This window comes from Virgibacillus sp. LDC-1, from assembly GCF_030137545.1.
Taxonomy (GTDB): Bacteria; Bacillota; Bacilli; order Bacillales; family Amphibacillaceae; genus LDC-1.
In genome coordinates this window covers 159,316-177,091 of the sequence record NZ_JARUVL010000001.1, presented here as the reverse complement: position 1 = coordinate 177,091, position 17,776 = coordinate 159,316, and the positions used below count along the sequence as shown (strand labels likewise).

Annotated in this window: 16 protein-coding genes; 7 read left to right on the top strand and 9 right to left on the bottom strand. The window is 38.2% G+C overall.

Features of this window, described 5'->3' with window-relative positions; translation table 11 throughout:
- Positions 1-219: 219 nt before the first annotated feature.
- Both QBK89_RS00800 and cbpA read right to left on the bottom strand, forming a co-directional pair.
- A complete protein-coding gene (locus tag QBK89_RS00800; RefSeq protein WP_284139100.1) occupies positions 220-993 on the bottom strand; it encodes a class I SAM-dependent methyltransferase in 774 nt (257 codons plus the stop codon).
- Positions 994-1,332: 339 nt separating this feature from the next.
- The gene (gene cbpA / locus QBK89_RS00795) at positions 1,333-1,962 is read right to left on the bottom strand and encodes a cyclic di-AMP binding protein CbpA (RefSeq protein WP_284139099.1); all 630 of its coding nucleotides are present in this window, start codon (positions 1,960-1,962) and stop codon (positions 1,333-1,335) included.
- 238 nt (positions 1,963-2,200) lie between these two features.
- On the opposite strand from cbpA, the gene QBK89_RS00790 reads away from it, so the two are divergent.
- The 4 genes from QBK89_RS00790 (at position 2,201) to QBK89_RS00775 (ending at position 5,670) form a co-directional block, all read left to right on the top strand.
- Positions 2,201-2,593, top strand: coding sequence for a ribonuclease HI family protein (locus tag QBK89_RS00790; protein ID WP_284139098.1), 393 nt, complete (start codon positions 2,201-2,203; stop codon positions 2,591-2,593).
- 174 nt (positions 2,594-2,767) lie between these two features.
- Positions 2,768-2,989 carry a heavy-metal-associated domain-containing protein gene (locus QBK89_RS00785; RefSeq protein ID WP_284139097.1) on the top strand — a complete coding sequence of 74 codons (222 nt, stop codon included), beginning with the start codon at positions 2,768-2,770 and terminating at the stop codon, positions 2,987-2,989.
- 51 nt (positions 2,990-3,040) lie between these two features.
- Positions 3,041-4,915 (top strand): heavy metal translocating P-type ATPase, encoded by a 1,875-nt coding sequence (locus QBK89_RS00780; protein ID WP_349774612.1) that lies wholly within the window; start codon positions 3,041-3,043, stop codon positions 4,913-4,915.
- Between the two features lie 59 nt (positions 4,916-4,974).
- Positions 4,975-5,670 (top strand): Crp/Fnr family transcriptional regulator, encoded by a 696-nt coding sequence (locus QBK89_RS00775; RefSeq protein ID WP_284139096.1) that lies wholly within the window; start codon positions 4,975-4,977, stop codon positions 5,668-5,670.
- Between the two features lie 237 nt (positions 5,671-5,907).
- Here the strand turns inward: QBK89_RS00775 and QBK89_RS00770 are convergent, their stop codons facing one another.
- Complete coding sequence (locus tag QBK89_RS00770; RefSeq protein WP_284139095.1) at positions 5,908-7,080, bottom strand: hydroxymethylglutaryl-CoA synthase; 1,173 nt, start codon at positions 7,078-7,080, stop codon at positions 5,908-5,910.
- Positions 7,081-7,468: 388 nt separating this feature from the next.
- Here QBK89_RS00770 and QBK89_RS00765 point away from each other — a divergent pair, with 388 nt between their 5' ends.
- Entirely contained in the window at positions 7,469-8,092 is a 624-nt protein-coding gene (locus tag QBK89_RS00765) for a hypothetical protein (protein WP_284139094.1), read from the top strand.
- 95 nt (positions 8,093-8,187) lie between these two features.
- Here QBK89_RS00765 and QBK89_RS00760 read toward each other — a convergent pair whose 3' ends face one another.
- On the bottom strand, positions 8,188-9,171 hold the full coding sequence (locus QBK89_RS00760; RefSeq protein WP_284139093.1) for a LacI family DNA-binding transcriptional regulator: 984 nt from the start codon (positions 9,169-9,171) through the stop codon (positions 8,188-8,190).
- Positions 9,172-9,548: 377 nt separating this feature from the next.
- On the opposite strand from QBK89_RS00760, the gene QBK89_RS00755 reads away from it, so the two are divergent.
- Both QBK89_RS00755 and nrdG read left to right on the top strand, forming a co-directional pair.
- Positions 9,549-11,408 (top strand): anaerobic ribonucleoside triphosphate reductase, encoded by a 1,860-nt coding sequence (locus tag QBK89_RS00755; protein ID WP_481937818.1) that lies wholly within the window; start codon positions 9,549-9,551, stop codon positions 11,406-11,408.
- Positions 11,405-11,866: an anaerobic ribonucleoside-triphosphate reductase activating protein gene (gene nrdG / locus QBK89_RS00750; RefSeq protein WP_284139092.1), complete on the top strand. Its 462-nt coding sequence runs from the start codon at positions 11,405-11,407 to the stop codon at positions 11,864-11,866. The genes QBK89_RS00755 and nrdG overlap by 4 nt, the downstream gene beginning before the upstream one ends.
- 77 nt (positions 11,867-11,943) lie before the next feature.
- Here nrdG and guaC read toward each other — a convergent pair whose 3' ends face one another.
- The 5 genes from guaC to QBK89_RS00725 form a co-directional block, all read right to left on the bottom strand.
- Positions 11,944-12,927, bottom strand: coding sequence for a GMP reductase (gene guaC / locus QBK89_RS00745; RefSeq protein ID WP_284139091.1), 984 nt, complete (start codon positions 12,925-12,927; stop codon positions 11,944-11,946).
- 437 nt (positions 12,928-13,364) lie between these two features.
- A complete protein-coding gene (locus QBK89_RS00740; protein WP_284139090.1) occupies positions 13,365-14,348 on the bottom strand; it encodes a tagatose 1,6-diphosphate aldolase in 984 nt (327 codons plus the stop codon).
- A gap of 18 nt (positions 14,349-14,366) precedes the next feature.
- The gene (locus QBK89_RS00735; protein ID WP_284139089.1) at positions 14,367-15,302 is read right to left on the bottom strand and encodes a hexose kinase; all 936 of its coding nucleotides are present in this window, start codon (positions 15,300-15,302) and stop codon (positions 14,367-14,369) included.
- A 31-nt stretch (positions 15,303-15,333) separates the two neighbouring features.
- Positions 15,334-16,482, bottom strand: a complete 1,149-nt coding sequence (gene nagA, locus QBK89_RS00730; protein WP_284139088.1) for an N-acetylglucosamine-6-phosphate deacetylase — start codon at positions 16,480-16,482, stop codon at positions 15,334-15,336.
- 84 nt (positions 16,483-16,566) lie between these two features.
- Positions 16,567-17,742, bottom strand: coding sequence for an SIS domain-containing protein (locus tag QBK89_RS00725; protein WP_284139087.1), 1,176 nt, complete (start codon positions 17,740-17,742; stop codon positions 16,567-16,569).
- Positions 17,743-17,776 lie beyond the last annotated feature (34 nt).

Here is a 17,776-nt window from a genome sequence, read left to right as displayed (position 1 = left end):
GGCTTTTGTTTTTTCTTATCACTTTTCTGCTATCTATGTTAATTATCGCCAGCATTGGAAAGGACTTAAGGAGAAGCACTGATTTTTAATGAAATTTTAATGTCTCATAATTTATGTGCATGCTACACCTTATCTAAAAAATTGCTAAAAATTATACAACTTTACCAACAATAAAAAAGAGCATTCGCGAATCAGGAATGCCCACAGATTTTTCTAAAGTTATTTTTTTCTTGCTGTCCATATTGTCCACCTATCTTTTTCCACTATTTTCTTACTAGAATCTAACACCGTATCAATATGAAAGATGAGCTGCGCTAATTCTTCGTCCGTCAATTCATGGAGAATACTTCGACCCGTTCTTGCAAGTAAGTCCATTTTTAACTGATCATTATTTTCATAAACTGCTCTCGTTTCCCATTGTGACACTTCTTCTATCTCGATAAAGCCCGATTCTTCTAATGCCTGAATCACATCTATTGAACGATGCCTACGAGAGCGTTCGAACGCAGCTAATCTTGGAAAGCAATCGAAAAAATATCCTCGAATATGATTCTCACTTCCCTCTAGCAAACAATCTTCAAGCGTGCGATCCTGAATAATAAAGAACCCTTCTTTTTGCAAGATTCGATTAACTTCACTAAAACCTTTATTCAAATCATCAATATGATGAATCAATGCCCTTTCGAGTACCAATTCATAGCTGTTACTAGCCAATCCTGTTTCGAGGGCATTCCCATGCTTTAAAATAATGTTGTCATGATTCCTACAATTGTAGCTTGCTCCTTCGAGAATTTGCTCTGAAAAATCGACTCCAGTTATTAAATTTATCCCCATGTCTGATAAAGCCTTCGCATAGATTCCTCCCCCACAACCAATATCTACAGCATTCGTTATACGGTTAATTGGAATGAGATCTTGTATAACTTTAATCCACGATTGATCAGCATTACGTGTCGTATAGGTTGATTTATTCCTTTTATCATGAAAATCCATGCGCTTATCCACCCCTTTCTGAAATTGCCCTACCATCCTTAATATAAACGACATTCCCTACTAGGAATAATATGGATTTAAAATAGCTTTTGATAAAAATTAATTATTATTATTTTGAACGACCCTTGCTTTTAGCATTTACGTACTTTAAGAATTGAAAGCAATATCATGAAAAATACATTTTAATATACTTATCTAGCACACTTGTTCCACCAAAATCATCCACGCAAAAGAAAAAAGAGGATATTAGCCAAAGTAATAAACTAATTATCCTCTTTACTTCTGTTTGCCTCATCAGGCTTACGTTAATAAACCTCATGCATTTTATTCAATTACATGCTAACTCAGCTTTTCAATATCCGTAACTGTAAAATTGTTTCGATCTAAGTCAGCTTCAATTTTCTTCGCCATTTCTTCCGTTACTTCTTTTGGTAAAACGATACAAACTCTGCGAACATATTTCGAATTGTTATTTAAGGAAATAACACTTTGCACATTACAGTATTTGTTAATGATTTTCAGCATTTTACGAAGTACACCAGCATATTCAATCGTACCAATCGTTAATGAATAGCTGCCATTATGCACGCCCCAGGCATTTTCTAGTACTTGAATAACATTTCCATTTGTAAGTATACCTAGGAAATCCTTTTCTTCATTTACTACCGCAAGATAAGGCAGTTGCTTAATCGTAGAGAACACTTTAAAAAATGGGTCATCTTCCTTCACAAATCCAATTTCCCGATCAGATACGAGCTGTGCAACAGCATCATCTAAGGAATGCTCTTTTTCATACTTTAATAAATCGACCTTATAAATATTTCCGACATATTTTTCCCCAGACTCATCCAAAACCGGGATACAGCGATAGCCTGAGTCCGCAAGCTTTGTCATGACATCCTTCATGCTAGTATTCTCTGTTACGTAGACAACATCCTTCTTATTTACATAATCGTTACTTACAAGCATGTTTTCTGCCTCCTCTATGCCCTGGAGAATAATCTCACAGAGCTCTTTCCTCTATTTTCGTCTATTCTCAATTTTATTTCAATAGTGAAAAGAATAGAACATTGAAATTATAGCGAAAAAGAAGTTGGTTAGATAATGAAGAAACCGTCTTTCACGAATTAAATTACAATAAGACATATGCTATAGTTTATAGAGAACTATCAAAATGCGAATGCTAAATTAAAAGGACGGATTGTTAATGATCGAAGTATATACAGACGGGGCAACGAATGGTAATCCTGGTCAAAGCGGAGCAGGGATTTATATAAAAAGGAATGGTGAATCGTATGAATATGCGCTTCCTTTAGGGGAGCTAACAAATCATGAAGCAGAGTTCCAAGCAGTATTAGAAGCATTACTCCTTTGCAAACGCGATTTCCCTGATGAAATCCTTTCTTTTCGATCTGATTCAAAGGTAGTCGTCGATACGATCGAAAAGGATTATACAAAGAACAAAACCTTTTTACCCTACTTAGAAAAAATAAAGCTAGAAATAGCTGCTTTTCCATATTTTTTTATAAAGTGGATTCCGGAAAAACAAAACAAACATGCAGATCAATTAGCTAGAAAAGCGCTACATATGAATGAATAGTAAGCAAACTACTAACTGCTACATTAAGTAACTAATAAGCTATGCTTTTTAGTTACTTTTTTATTTACGATCGAAAAGAATATATCCTCCAATAGTAAATCTTGATGTAGATCAATTTTTAGCTGTTCTTATTCACCTATACTTTAGGTAACAAACAAAAAGGAGGTTTTTCAAGTGAAAACTGTTGCTTTTCAATTAGAGACACTTACTTGTCCAACCTGTATCAGAAAAATAGAAAAAACAGTAGAAAAAATTGACGGGGTAACTAAAGTAAACGTTCTATTTCAATCAAGTAAGGTGAAAATTGTTTTTGATGAAAGTAAAACGAATGCAGAATACTTAGCTTCTACACTCACAAAATTAGGTTATCCTATTCTAACAACTAATTTATTATAAAATTGCAGTCCTTCATTATTCTAGGAATGGCCATATTCGGAGGTGAACCATTTGATTTCCTACATTCATAACAATAGGACTAAATTAACGTTCATTTCATTACTGTTTATCATGTTTAGTTTTATTTTTAAATTAACAAATGATCAAACTTTGATAGATATAATGCTAATCATTGCTACTGTTATTGCTGGTATCCCCATTGCAATAAAAGCCTTTCAAGCATTATACATGAAAGCATTTAGCATTGAATTACTAGTAATGCTAGCTATCACTGGGGCGCTTTTTATTCAAGAATATGTTGAATCTGCTGTTGTGGCATTTCTTTTCTTATTTGGGGATTACTTAGAAGCTCGAACGTTAGCTAAAACAAGATCCTCTATAAAAGAATTAATGGATGCGGCTCCACAAAACGCCATTGTTATTCGCAATGATAAGCAGCAAACTGTAAGCTTAGAAGAAATTGAGGTTGGAGAACGTGTTATTATTCAAACAGGAGCAAAAATTCCCGTTGATGGAAAAGTAATAAAAGGAACTGCTTCTGTGAATGAGGCAACCATTACCGGAGAATCTATTCCAGCATCTAAGGTGATAAATGATTTTGTTTATACTGGTACACTTGTTGAACAAGGATATCTTGAAGTATTAGTTGAAAAAATTGGAAATGATACGACATTCGCTAAAATTATAGAGCTTGTAGAGGAAGCGCAGGAAGCAAAATCAAATACTGAAAAGTTTCTGGATAAATTTGCACGGTATTATACACCATCTGTGATTTTTCTATCCGTAATCGTATACTTTTTACTAAATGATTTGCATATAGCAATCACATTTTTAGTTATAGCCTGCCCTGGAGCACTCGTAATTGGTGCACCAGTATCTACTGTTGCTGGCATCGGAAATGGAGCTAAACATGGAATATTAATCAAAGGCGGAGAAATATTAGAAGCTTTCTCAAAAGTAAACACAATTGTATTCGATAAAACGGGAACATTGACTAAAGGGTCGCCGCAAGTTACTGCAATTAAAATATTTGATGAGACATATGATGAAGATGAACTAGTACAATTAGTTGGACAGGCAGAAACTATTTCTGAACATCACTTAGGAAAAGCAATTGTAAAGGAAGCTCAAGAACGAGATCTGAACATAAATCAACCAACTAGTGAAGGAGAAATTATTAAAGGCAAAGGGATTCAGGTGAAAGTGGAAGGGAAGCAACTAGTAATCGGAAATCGTAAGTTGCTTCAACAAGAAGAAATCACCCTTCCACAAGTTATTACGGCCTATGCTGAAAAACAAGAAAGATTAGGAAATACAGCCGTTTATGTTGCGATAGATGGAAAACCTATATGTATCATTTCTATCGCAGATCAAATTCGCACCGATACGATAGAGGCAATAAATGCTTTTCGCAAGAACGATGTGAAGCAACTAGTCATGCTTACAGGAGATAATAAATATACCGCTGAACTTATCGCAAACAAACTAAAACTCGATGATTATCAAGCAGAGTTACTACCACAAGAGAAAGTAGCTTATATTAAACAGACAAAGAACATAGGACAGATAACTGCAATGGTTGGTGATGGAATCAACGATGCACCCGCTATCGCAACTGCCGATATTGGTATAGCAATGGGAGATAGTGGAACAGACATTTCCATGGACACTGCTGACATTGTGTTAATGGGAGGGCGCCTTATTCAACTTGTTCAAGCACATGCGCTTTCTAAGAAAACGATACGCAATATGAAACAAAATACTTTATTCTCAATGATTACTGTTTTTGTACTTCTAATAGGCGTGCTTTTCGACTACATTCATCTCGCCTCTGGAATGTTTATTCACGAAGCGAGTGTGTTGCTTGTCATCTTAAATGGGATGAGACTATTGAAATACAAAACGACGGAAATAAATAGTAACTAAAAATGGTAATTGTTCCATGTAAATAATAGAATAATATTATGTAGGTAAGGAGGGATATCTTGAAAAAAAATGAGGCAGTTTCATCCTGTTCTATTGATAAAAAACGAGGATGTGTATCAAGCGTTCCCATATTTAATCATCTAACTAATGATCAAATGAAAGAAATAGAGGCAGTTGTCAATGCTGTAACCTATCAAAAAGGACACACAATTTATCGAGCGGGTGAGTGTGCAGATACTCTATATATTGTAAATGAAGGGAGAATACGAATATATCGACTTTCAGAAGCAGGAAAGGAGCAGCTTGTTCGAATTATACATGCTGGTGAATTTTCTGGCGAGCTTTCCATTTTTAAGGATACAGTGCATGAATCGTACGCAGAAGCGATGGATAATGTGACAATATGTAAAATAAGTCGTTCTTCATTTCAGAAATTATTATTAAAATTCCCATCTATCTCATTAAAGCTATTAGAAGAATTCGCCAATAGACTTGAGCAATCTGAAGTCCAGACTACCCGTTTTGCAACTGAATCAGTCGAAAGTCGTATTGCGTTATATCTCGTTGAAATTAGTTCCAATGATACAAATGAAGTAATTTTACCAATGAGTCACAAAGATTTAGCTTCTTATCTCGGAACAACACCTGAGACTGTAAGTAGAGTGTTTCATACATTACAATCTAAAGGATATATTAAAAAGATCTCTCCAAAACGATTTATGATATTGGATATAGATGGATTAACACAAGCTTGAAGCTTTCTAGCTAAAGGATAGCAATACATTTAGAATAGAGGGTTTTTATCTTTAATCCCTAGCACCACTGTAATAAAATCATGTTGTACTCATCCCCTCTCCTTTTCCTTTTGTCTCGCAGCTATAGGTTATCAATAAGAGAGAAATGAGTGTTTTATGTACCATCTTTATGTCTTACCTATGACCTGATAAGCCCACAATTAATATAGAGCAAAAAAAGCAGGAGATCCCTGCTTTTTATTGCTGCTTATTCACATAGTTTCTTTGGTGATCCGATATTCCCGCTAGACAGATTGTTGCTGGATCTTGGCTAATATCTAATTCTACAGTTGAGCCATCCGTTGGCAAGCTTTCCTGAAAAATAGCTTCATATTCTGCTACACTAACTTCTTTTCTAGCTTGAAACTGTGCAGCATGCTCTGCAACAAACAAATGCTCGCGATACCCTGGCTGTAAGATTCCGGAGAAGAATTCACCAACTGCTCCTGAACCATAGCTGTACATACCAATTCTTGCACCTTCCTGTAAATCTTCTTTTTGCTCTAACAAGGACAGTAAGCTTAAGTATAGAGAGCCCGTGTATATATTACCTACATTTCGATTATATAACGTACTTGTTTTATAGTTGGTTAAAAGACGTTCCTGTTCTTTTTCTGAAGCTTCTTCCAGGATTGTTTTTAATGCTTTAAAGCCCATTTTCGTATATGGTAAATGGAAGCAAATCGCTTCATAATCTGCTAACTGCAAGCCTGTTTTTTCCTTATATTGCTCCCAAACCTTTGCAAAAAAGTGAATATATTGCTCATTAGAAAACTTTCCGTCTACATAAGCTGTTTCCGAGTAAACTGGTCGCCAAAAATCCATAATATCTGAGGTGAAATATGCACTTTCATCCTCAAGCACCATAACACTTGGATTAGCGCTAATCACTAATGCTACAGCACCTGCTCCCTGTGTTGCTTCTCCACCAGTGCGTAATCCATAACGCGCAATGTCAGATCCGAGCACCAGCACACGGCTCTCTGGATGAAGCGCAATATGACCTTTGGCCAGTTGGATTGCCGCAGTGGCACCATAGCATGCTTGTTTTATTTCCATCGCTCGCGCCTCTGAACGAAGCCCTAATAATTGATGAACATAGACAGCACCAGACTTGGAATGATCAATACCTGATTCTGTACCAAAAATAACGAGGTCAATCTTGGCTTTGTCCTCCTCATCTATTATCTGCAAAGCTGCATTTGCCGCTAAAGAGATAGGGTCTTGTGTAATCGGAGCAATCGCCATCTGACTTTGTCCAATTCCAATGGTAAACTTTTCTGGCTCGACATCTCGAGCAACTGCTAGCTTGTTCATGTCAACATATAAATGAGGGGTGTAAAATCCAATTTTATCAATTCCTATTTTCACACGAATTCTCCTTTGTCTGTCATGATGATCTAACATTACCGATAGGAAACTTACAGCGTTGGATGAAAAAAATTACGATTCTAGCTTTGTACAATCCCCAACAAACATTATCGTATCCTATTTTTTGTTATCCATTTCACAATGATATATTACCGTTAACTCGTCCGAAGAGCAAGAAAACGAACCTTAAAAAATAAACTTTTTTTAAGGAGTGTTTCACTAGAATATTTTGATTAGAATTGTAATCGTGCTTCTTCTATTACAAAAGAAGTTTATCTCATTCTATTACCTGAGAACCAATATTGGAACAATATGGAAACTTTTGTGGTTATCCCATATAATAGTACCCAACTAAGATTACTTATTCAGAAGAAAAAGGAGGAAGTCTATGTTCAAACGAAAGCCATTATTGATCGTTGCTCTTATTTCTTTTATTTTTTTCAGCTATGGGTGCTCACAGCAAACAGAGGGAGTTATATTATCCAAGGACTCAAACTCTGAGTATGTAAAAACATTTAACGATCTAAGCTTAGGAACAATACTAGATTTCAACATCCAGATTCCAAATGAAGACGAGCGCTGGTTTACATTATGGGTTGAAAAGTATGAAAATGGACAAAAAATCTCGAAACCATTATCCGAACTATCCTTTCCAAATAATCCGAATGAGGAGGAAGAAGGACATATTGGCTTTGGATTAGTCAAAACGAATGAAGATTATCCGGTTGCCTTTCTTTATGGATTCGGGAGCGCTGCACAGTCATTCGGCATCGATAAAGAAATGAAGATGGACTCTTCTAGTACTAGTAGTTGGCAGTCTGTCATGGAAGATGATGAAAAGATAGAAATCAAATTATATGAACCAACGCTACTTGGTGTGTATATAGAAACGACGAGTAATAGCATTAGAATACCAGATTTGACGGACGAAGCAGACGTAGAACAACTAACCAGTGAATATGAAACCATTCTTTTACTAAAGGTAAAGGTGGAAGAAAGAACAGAAAATTAAAATCTGAATAAAAGCATCCGTTTATAACTTGACTCTATTTCACAACAGATACAAACGTGATGCTTTTAATCAGCCTACACCCTCTTCTTTATTACTCAACTAACTCGCGTTGATCCACGCTCAATAAGCTTCACTCGCAATTCCTTTTCAGTTATAGGAATGGTAGTATCTTGAATTCGAGTAATCAGCATTTCCGCAGCTGTTGCGCCAATCTCATAGATTGGCTGTGCCATCGTCGTTATTGCTGGTTTTGTTGCTTTCCCAATGCCGATACCATCAAATCCAATAATCGATAGGTCATCCGGAACGCGATACCCTAATTGCTCTGCTGCTTTTAACGCACCTACTGCCATTAAATCGTTTGCAGCAAACAAGCCATCGATATCTGGGTGTTCTGTAAGCATCTTTTTCGTTGCCTCAAAAGCAGCTTCAAATCCATACTTCCCTGACCGAATATACCCTGAAGAAAACCATGGTTCATTTTTGACAACATCTAAATATCCCTTTAAGCGGGCTTTTGAGCTACTCGCATTTTCCGGACCACAAATATGACCAATCCGCTGGCAGCCTTTTTGCATAAGGAATCTTACTGCTTGCTGTGCGCCATCTTGATTATTTACTGTCACAAGATCAATATCAATGCTAATTTTACGATCAAGTGCGATCATCGGAGTGGTTATATCAGATACATCCTCCTGTGAAAGCTTGCTCGATACAATGATCATTCCATCGACTGATTTTTGCCGTAATGCATTTAAATAGGCAAGCTCCTTCTCCTTTTCATCATCCGTATTGCACAACACAAAGGTATACCCATACTTACTCGCAACATCTTCAACCGCACGAGCTAATTGTGGAAAAAAGGGATTCATTATATCAGGTACGAGTAAGGCAACCATTTTGGACCTTCCTTTATAAAGACTTCTTGCCACATCGTTCGGCTGATAATTTAACTGTTTAATTACTTTTTCTACACGTTCTTTCGTTTTTATATGTACATATCCAGATTGATTAATAACCCGTGATACCGTTGCTACAGACACACTGGCTTGTTTTGCGACATCTCTAATAGTTGACATGATACATTCCTTCCTTCACTCCCTGTAACCCGTTACATATAGACGTATACGTATGCTTTTAATGAGAAATCTAGCTACCTAGTAAGACATACGGAATACGTCATAGTACTATGAAAAACGACATACAGCATTATGTAAACCGTTACATTTATATTTTTCTAAATATAATGGTAAGATATTTGCAAAAAATTGTCAAATTAACGCATTGGAAAATATTAAAAACATATAAATAGTATAAAAGCCAAAAACGTCACCGCGAATTCAAAAAACGGATGCTCTACTTATGATACGATGAAAAAAGAAACTATATATTGTATATAAATAAAAACAAAACACAATATATTGTATTTCAGCTACAGGATGGGAGGTATTTCACAATGATCGTAGAAAAAGAGGAACATGCGCTCATGCGAGCTTTTACTGACATTGTAGATACAACAAACAGAGATTTTTTACAGGAAAACGCAAATGTAGATGGGCAAACCCCAATGGGACAAATGGGCAAATTTGCTTCGGAAGGAAGTAAATTTTACACGAATGAATATCTACTTTCACAGGAAGCACGACAAGCAGTAGAAGAAAACTATCTTCATATTCATGATTTAGATTTTTATTCGACAGGTACAACAACCTGCTGCCAAATCCCGTTAGGAAAGCTATTAGCACGTGGCTTTAATACCGGCCATGGTGCTATTCGGAAGCCAACTTCCATAACAAGCGCCATGGCATTAGCCTCCATCATCTTTCAAGCAAATCAAAATATGCAGCATGGTGGTCAAAGCTATCCTTTATTTGATTATGACCTTGCACCATATGTCCAAAAAACGTTTCAACGACATAAAGAACGACTGGAACATTACCCGACAACTTGGACAAGCATGGAAATCATCGAACAGGCATGGAAAGATACAGAAAAGGATGTATACCAAGCGTGTGAAGCATTTATACATAATTGTAACAGCATGCATTCTCGTGGTGGTGGACAGGTTCCATTTGTATCCATTAACTATGGCACCGACACCTCTAAGGAAGGAAGAATGATTACGAAAAATATTTTATTAGCAACACAAGCTGGCCTAGGAAACGGAGAAACACCTATTTTTCCAATTCAAATCTTTAAAATAAAAAATGGGACGAATGCAGAGAAAAATGAACCAAATTATGATCTGTATGAATTAGCACTGCAAACGACTGCCAAACGGCTATTTCCGAACTTCAGCTTTATCGATGCGAGTATGAATCAAATCCATTATGATGGAACGCCTGAGTCAGAGGTTGCTTATATGGGGTGTCGTACGAGAGTGATGGCAAACCGACACGGAGGAGAGACAAGTATTGGTCGTGGAAATCTTTCTTTCACATCGATTAATCTCGTAAAAATCGCCTTAACAACAGGGAGCTTTCAAGCTTTCCTTAACAAGCTCGAGCAATATATGGACATTGCAATTCGACAGCTGTTAGCGCGGTATTCTTTTCAAAGTAAAAAACATGCACGCCATTTTCCATTTCTTTACCTTCAGCACATATGGAAGGACAGTGAAACATTAGAAGCACATTCCAAGTTAGATAATGTGTTAAAGCATGGCACATTAAGTGTTGGCTTTATCGGCTTAGCGGAGGCGTTAGTAGCATTAACAGGAAAGCATCATGGTGAAAGTCATGATGCACAGCAAATCGGCTTACAAATTATAAAATGGATGCGCCAAAAGTTAGAGCGCGCATCGAATGATTATGATGTTAACTTCTCACTATTGGCTACTCCTGCAGAAGGATTATCTGGTAAATTCACAAGGAATGATCAAAAACAATTTGGTAAGCTGCCTGGAATTACGGATCGGGATTACTATACAAATTCGTTCCATGTTCCTGTTTACTTTCCAATAAAAGCAATTGATAAGATTCGGAAGGAAGGACCATATCATGCCCTATGTAACGGCGGGCATATCTCTTACATTGAATGTGATGGAGATGTTTCTAAAAATATACCTGCCCTCAATCAATTAGTTAAAGCGATGGCTAATGCGAATATGGGATATGCTTCGATTAACCATCCAGTTGATCAATGCCTGAGCTGTGGTTATTCAGGAATTATTGATCAAGCTTGTCCTGTTTGTCAAAATGCAGATGAAGATTATATTGAGAGAATCCGCAGAATCACAGGTTATCTTGTTGGAGATATGTCACGGTGGAATGCGGCAAAATCGAGTGAGGAACGAGAAAGGATAAAGCATCGATGAAGGTCATGAACATTATCCATGACTCTGTTGTCGATGGGCCTGGCCTTCGTACGGTAATCTTTTTAGCTGGTTGCCCGCATCAGTGTCCAGGCTGTCACAATCCTGAAAGCTGGAAAATGACAAATGGAACCAATATGTCCATCGAAGAAATCCTACGTGAAGTTGAAAGTAATCCACTAACAGATGTCACACTATCTGGTGGTGAACCTTTCATCCAAGCAAAGGAGCTAGTAAAACTCGTAGCATTGCTGAAAGAAAGAGGAAAAAATGTATGGATTTACAGTGGCTATACATATGAGCAGCTATCTACTTCAATTAATCCATACCAGCAGGAGCTACTTGCTTTATGTGATGTTTTAGTAGATGGAAAATTTATTCAGGAAGAACGAGATTTGAGCTTATCCTTCAGAGGAAGTAGGAACCAAAGCATTATTGATCTGCATCATATAGGCGGGTAATAGGAGATAAAAAAAGAGGGAAGCAGCCACCGTTAGACTATCTTACCGGTGGCTTTATTGCCTCTTCGTTTCATCGTTTAGTATATTTTATCTCCATTGAAAATCGAGTTTTTCACCACAACATAATCCACTTTTTGAATCGCTTCTAAATCCGTTCCACCTGCATAAGAAATAGATGATTGTAGATCCTGTTCCATCTCAACAAGCGTATCCATTAAAGGTCCTTTGTACTCAACATACATGCGCTTACCTTCTACATTTTTCTTTTCACCTTTTTGGAATTCAGAAGCAGAACCAAAGTATTCCTTATACTTCTTTCCGTCCCTCTCTACCGTTTCGCCTGGCGATTCTTCATGCCCTGCAAATAAGGACCCGATCATTACCATTGTAGCTCCAAAACGAATCGATTTCGCCACATCACCATGTGTACGGATGCCACCATCAGCAATAATTGGCTTTGTAGCTGCTTTTGCACACCAGCGAAGTGCAGCCAGCTGCCAGCCACCTGTTCCAAAGCCTGTTTTAATCTTTGTAATACACACCTTTCCAGGACCAATCCCAACTTTCGTCGCATCGGCTCCTGCATGCTCGAGCTCCCGAACCGCTTCTGGTGTACCAACATTCCCTGCGATAAGGAAGCTTTCAGGTAAATGCTGTTTAATATGCCGAATCATTTCAATAACGGAATCGGAATGTCCGTGGGCAATATCAATTGTAATATAATCTGGAATCTGTTTTTCACGTGCTAATTGCTCAATAAAAGCGTATTCATCATTTTTCACGCCAACACTAATTGATGCAATTAATCCTTTTGCATGCATACTTTGAATAAACTCGATTCGTGTTTCTGGTTGAAATCGATGCATAATATAAAAATAGCCATTCTCAGCTAGCATTATGGCAAGGTTCTCATCCATAATCGTTTGCATATTCGCAGGAACAACAGGTAGCTTAAACGTATGCTTTCCTAACGTAACCTTCGTATCACATTCTGATCGACTTCGCACCACGCATTTTCGTGGAACCAACTGAATATCCTCATAATCAAATACATTTTCCATCCAAATCACTCCTATTTCCGAACATTAAAAAGTAAATTAATAAAAACATTCGACTTTTGTAATATAAATCATTTTTCAAAGAATGTCAATCTGAACAGAAACGGATAAGGGTGAAAATGAGTGCGAGAATTACCTTTAGTCGAGCCAGAAAGTCCCAAACCTCAACTCGATCTAGAATGTGCATCAAACGATCAAGAAAGTGCTCCAAACGATCAAGATTCACCCTAATTCGAGCGAGATTCTCCCCAATCGATCAAGAATCCTCCACAAACGATCGAGATCCACCCAAAATCGAGCGGGAACTCTCCAACCCATCTCTCCCCCAAAAAACCGCACTAAAAAAAGCAAGGTATGCCTAAACGCTATGAAAATATCATACCGATTAAACGCGATACCTTACTTTTCTTAAATCCGATCCTTATCTTAATCCAATTCGATTAAAATTCGTCCCATGGAATTGCTGTTTCCTTAATAACATCCATTACTTTCGTTAGATTAGCTGTTCCTGTTGTTTCTAGCCATTGGTAGAATTCTTTTTCTCCAGCTTCGGCAAATGATTGAACGCCTTCCTTCCAAATAGCTCTTCCACATAAGCTTCCGCTAAAGCGAGCGCCTGCTTCTTTGGCAAAATACAGTGTATCGATAAACTGATCATTCGTTACACCACCACTTAAATAAATAAATGGTACGCCACTTTTTTCGGAGCATGTTCGGTAAAGCGCTGCTGCTTCTTCTTTGCTGTACACAGCTTCAGCTTCTGATTTAGAGAAGCCTTCAATATGATAAATAGATACTGGTACTTCTACCTTTAATACATCGACACCATACGCTTCCTTTGAAAATTCTTCCATAAAGTATTCAACAATGGCAGGCTTTACTTTCGCAAAGTCTGTTCCCTTTGCGTCAAATCCTTCCGCACTATAGGAAACTGGCTCTAAAATAAAGAGAACATCGTTTTGCTTACACTCGTCACCGACACGCTTTATAAATGCTTGCTTTAATCGGTTAATGCTCTCTTCTTCCTTATGATCATAATAGATTAATAGCTTTATTGCACTTGCTCCTTGCTCGACTAAATCCTGTACTGCATAATCATCAACGAGGTTTGGAAGCCTTCCTTTTTCCGTCGCATCATAACCTGTTTTTTCATATGCCATGATTAAGCCGATATCCTTGTTTAATTTTTTGGCAGCATCCCAGCCATATTCTGGATCTAGCAAAAGTGAAGAGGATTGATTACCAAGTACTTCACTAACGCCCACTTTAAAGCGGCTTAGACCATCGGCATAGCTAATTTGATCGTTTAATCCTTGAATCATCTTACCAAGTGAGCCGCGTTGATCCATTGCTGTTGCTAAAATCACATGGTTTTCATTGGAAATTTGTTCTAATCCACGTCGCTTTCCTGGTGTTAAATTCATCTTCAAACACCCTCCCATTTAATGTCCAATTTTAATGACCTGTATTTGTTCCATGCACCAATCGAGCTTTTCGATATCGATAAACCCTGTTTTTTCTTCCATGGCGTTCAACGTTCCCATTGCCATTCCATATTTAAGTAAAGGGGCTTCTTTCATGCCTTTCGATAAACCTGCGGCAAAGCCTGCAACAACGGAATCCCCAGAACCTACCGGATTGACTGCAGTTACGTTTGGAATCGTTACCCGATACAATTTATTTCCTTCCTTTACAATTGCACCATTAGCTCCTCTTGTAACAACAACCATTGGAATGCCTTCAAATCGTTCATCCTGTAGTCCATCTAACAAGGCAGCTTCTGTCGTTAGCGTCCTACCAAGCAAATCAGACAGCTCTGATTCGTTTGGCTTAATTAAATACGGCTTATTGACCGATTGTAATGTACGTTCTAATAAGTCTCCCTTTGTATCCAAGAGAACTGGCACATCCTGTTCAGCTGCAAGTGCAAGCATTTGTTCATAGTAGTCTGCAGCGATCCCAGCTGGCAGACTCCCCGAAATGGCTACAAGACTTACTTCAGGAAGATGCAGAGAAAAAGCAGCTAACAATCGTGCTTGCTCTTCTTCAGATATCAGCGGTCCACCTTCTAAAATCTCTGTTTGTTGTCCTTCATGAATAAGGGCAATACAGTTACGTGTTTCGCCTTTTATTCCGACAAAATAATCTTCAATGCCAAGCTTCGTAAGCTCACTTCGAATAAATGCACCTAAACTTCCACCTAAAAACCCTGTTGCAGCAACATTCACATTTAGCTGCTGAAGGACGCGTGCAACATTTAATCCTTTTCCACCAGCAGTTTTCGTTACGTCGGCTACTCGATTAACGGTATCCAATGACAGCGTTTCGAGTTTATAGCTAATGTCCACTGCTGGATTTAACGTTACGGTAAGGATCATTGCTTCACCCCCAATCCAATCTATCAAAATCCTAGACGCGCTTATATTTCAAATTTCCTTCTACAGCTACCGCTTGGACATCCAATTGTTCATTTAAAACAACATAGTCAGCAAGCTTTCCTGGCGCGATACTTCCTAGCTCGTTTGCACGGCCAAGGCTAGCTGCTGGAGATAATGACGCTAAATGCCAGACATCATAAAGGGCTTTTTCACTCCAAGCATGGAGGTTCTTTACGCCATCAATAAGCGTTAATGTACTCCCAGCTAACGAACCCGTCTCTGTTCGAGCAACTCCTTGCTTCATAATGACTGGAAATTCACCAAGCTGATAATTTCCATCAGGCATTAAGCCCGCACGCATGCAATCTGTAATTAATTGCAGCTTATCTTCCTTCACCCTTGCAGCAAATGCCGCTACCTCTGGATGAACATGAAAACCATCACAAATTAATTCAGCAAATGCATGCGGATTCGTTAATGCAGCGCCTACTACACCTGGATTGCGGTGATGCAGCCCTGACATGCCATTAAATAAATGCACAAAATTTGTTGCACCAGCAGCAACCGCTTGCTGACAGCACTCAAAGCTGGCATCCGTGTGCGCAATGCTTGGTAAAACACGACTCTCACGCATTTGCTTAATAAACGGAATGCTATTTTCCCTTTCAGGTGCTAGTGCTATTTTTACAATAGAACCTTCGGCAAGCTCCTGCCAGCGCTCGAATTCTTGCATATCCGGATCGCGAAAATAACTAGGATTTTGCGCACCTTTATGCTGTTCTGTAAAATACGGTCCTTCGAGAAAAATACCTTCTGATTGCGCACCTTGTAGTCCGTCCTTCACAGCGTTCACAATAGCCTGGATCGATGCTTCGAGTGCTGCTTTACTAGATGTCAGTGTTGTTGGTAAAAAACGTGTTACACCTAGGGCTAATATTGCTTCGGAAATCAAATGGATCGCTTCTGCAGTTCCGTCCATAACATCCTGATTTTTAATGCCATGGATATGGGTATCAAACAAACCAGGCGCAACCGTGTACCCAGTCCAATCAATAATTTCCGCATCATTCGGGACGTTATTAACAAACTCACCAAAACGCCCATTATTAATTTCAAGAAACGAATGAAAAGCCTCTCCATGCTCTAATAAAAAACGATCTGCTTTTATATAGGTAGTCATTGTACATGCTTCCTTTGATTGTAAATTAGCGTCATCTTAATACGCTTCCGAATCGATGCATCTATTAACGCTTAGTTGAGCCGATTACACGTCGTAATGATGAATGGTAACACCCTGTACAACACGATTTACACGTCCATCTGGACTCGGATTGTCTGGTGTAATTCCAAGCGCTAAAGACTTCTTCAATGCAACCGTTTGAGCGAAAATAACGTATAGCAATGCAAGATGAAAATCATTAGAAAACGCTGTTTCACTTCGGTTTACCGTAATAGTCCAAGCTGCTAATGCAGCTACTTCTGGGTCTTCTTTTTCTGTTAAGGCAATGACTTTCATACCTGATTCATCTGCTGCTAATTCACGCAGTATATCCATGTCATATTTACGCGTGTAGGACTGCTGTGACATGAATAGTACAACTGCTGATTTCTCATGCAGGATAGATTTTGGACCATGACGAAAGCCTAAGGATGATTCATGAATAGCAACAACCTTTCCAGCTGTTAGCTCTAGCATTTTTAACGCTGCTTCATGAGACAACTGTCCAAATAGCCCTGAGCCAAGATAAACGATGCGTTCAAAGTCGAATGAAAGCATATCATCGACAACATCCCCAACATGATCCACGAAATGCTGAGCCTGCTCCACAAGAAGCTGCTCCTGTTCTCCATTAAATGGCGTGGACTGGAATAATGCATACGCGGTAAGAATCATGCTTGTAAAGCTACTTGTCATAGCAAATCCTTGATCATGTGCTTTATCTGGCATTAAAATAACGAGTGCTTTATCATCGTTTTCGACATTTTTCGCAAGCTGTCCACCCTTGTTACACGTGATCACTACTTGATAAAAATGATCAATTAACTGTTCCCCTAAAGCTACTGTTGCCACACTTTCTGGACTATTTCCAGATCGTGCGAAAGATACCATAATCGTCGGTACTTGCTTTAATAAATATTCTTCAGGATTAGAAACGATATCCGTTGTGGCTATTGCTTCAAACTGGATGTTCCCGGAAGTTCCTTTACGAAGTGCAGGTACGACTGTATCTCCAACAAAAGCGGATGTTCCTGCACCAGTAAAAATCACTCTAACTTGATCATGCTTTTGATAAATAGAATCCACAAATGTCTTCCATGTATCCTGCTGCTGTAAAATCATTTCAACGAGCTCACTCCATACTTCTGGCTGTTGATAGATCTCCCTTGCTGTATGGATAGCCTTGTTTTTTTCAAGCTGTTCAGCTGTGATGTTAAACATTTTTCATCCTCCATATTTGTTTATTTACTGTTTT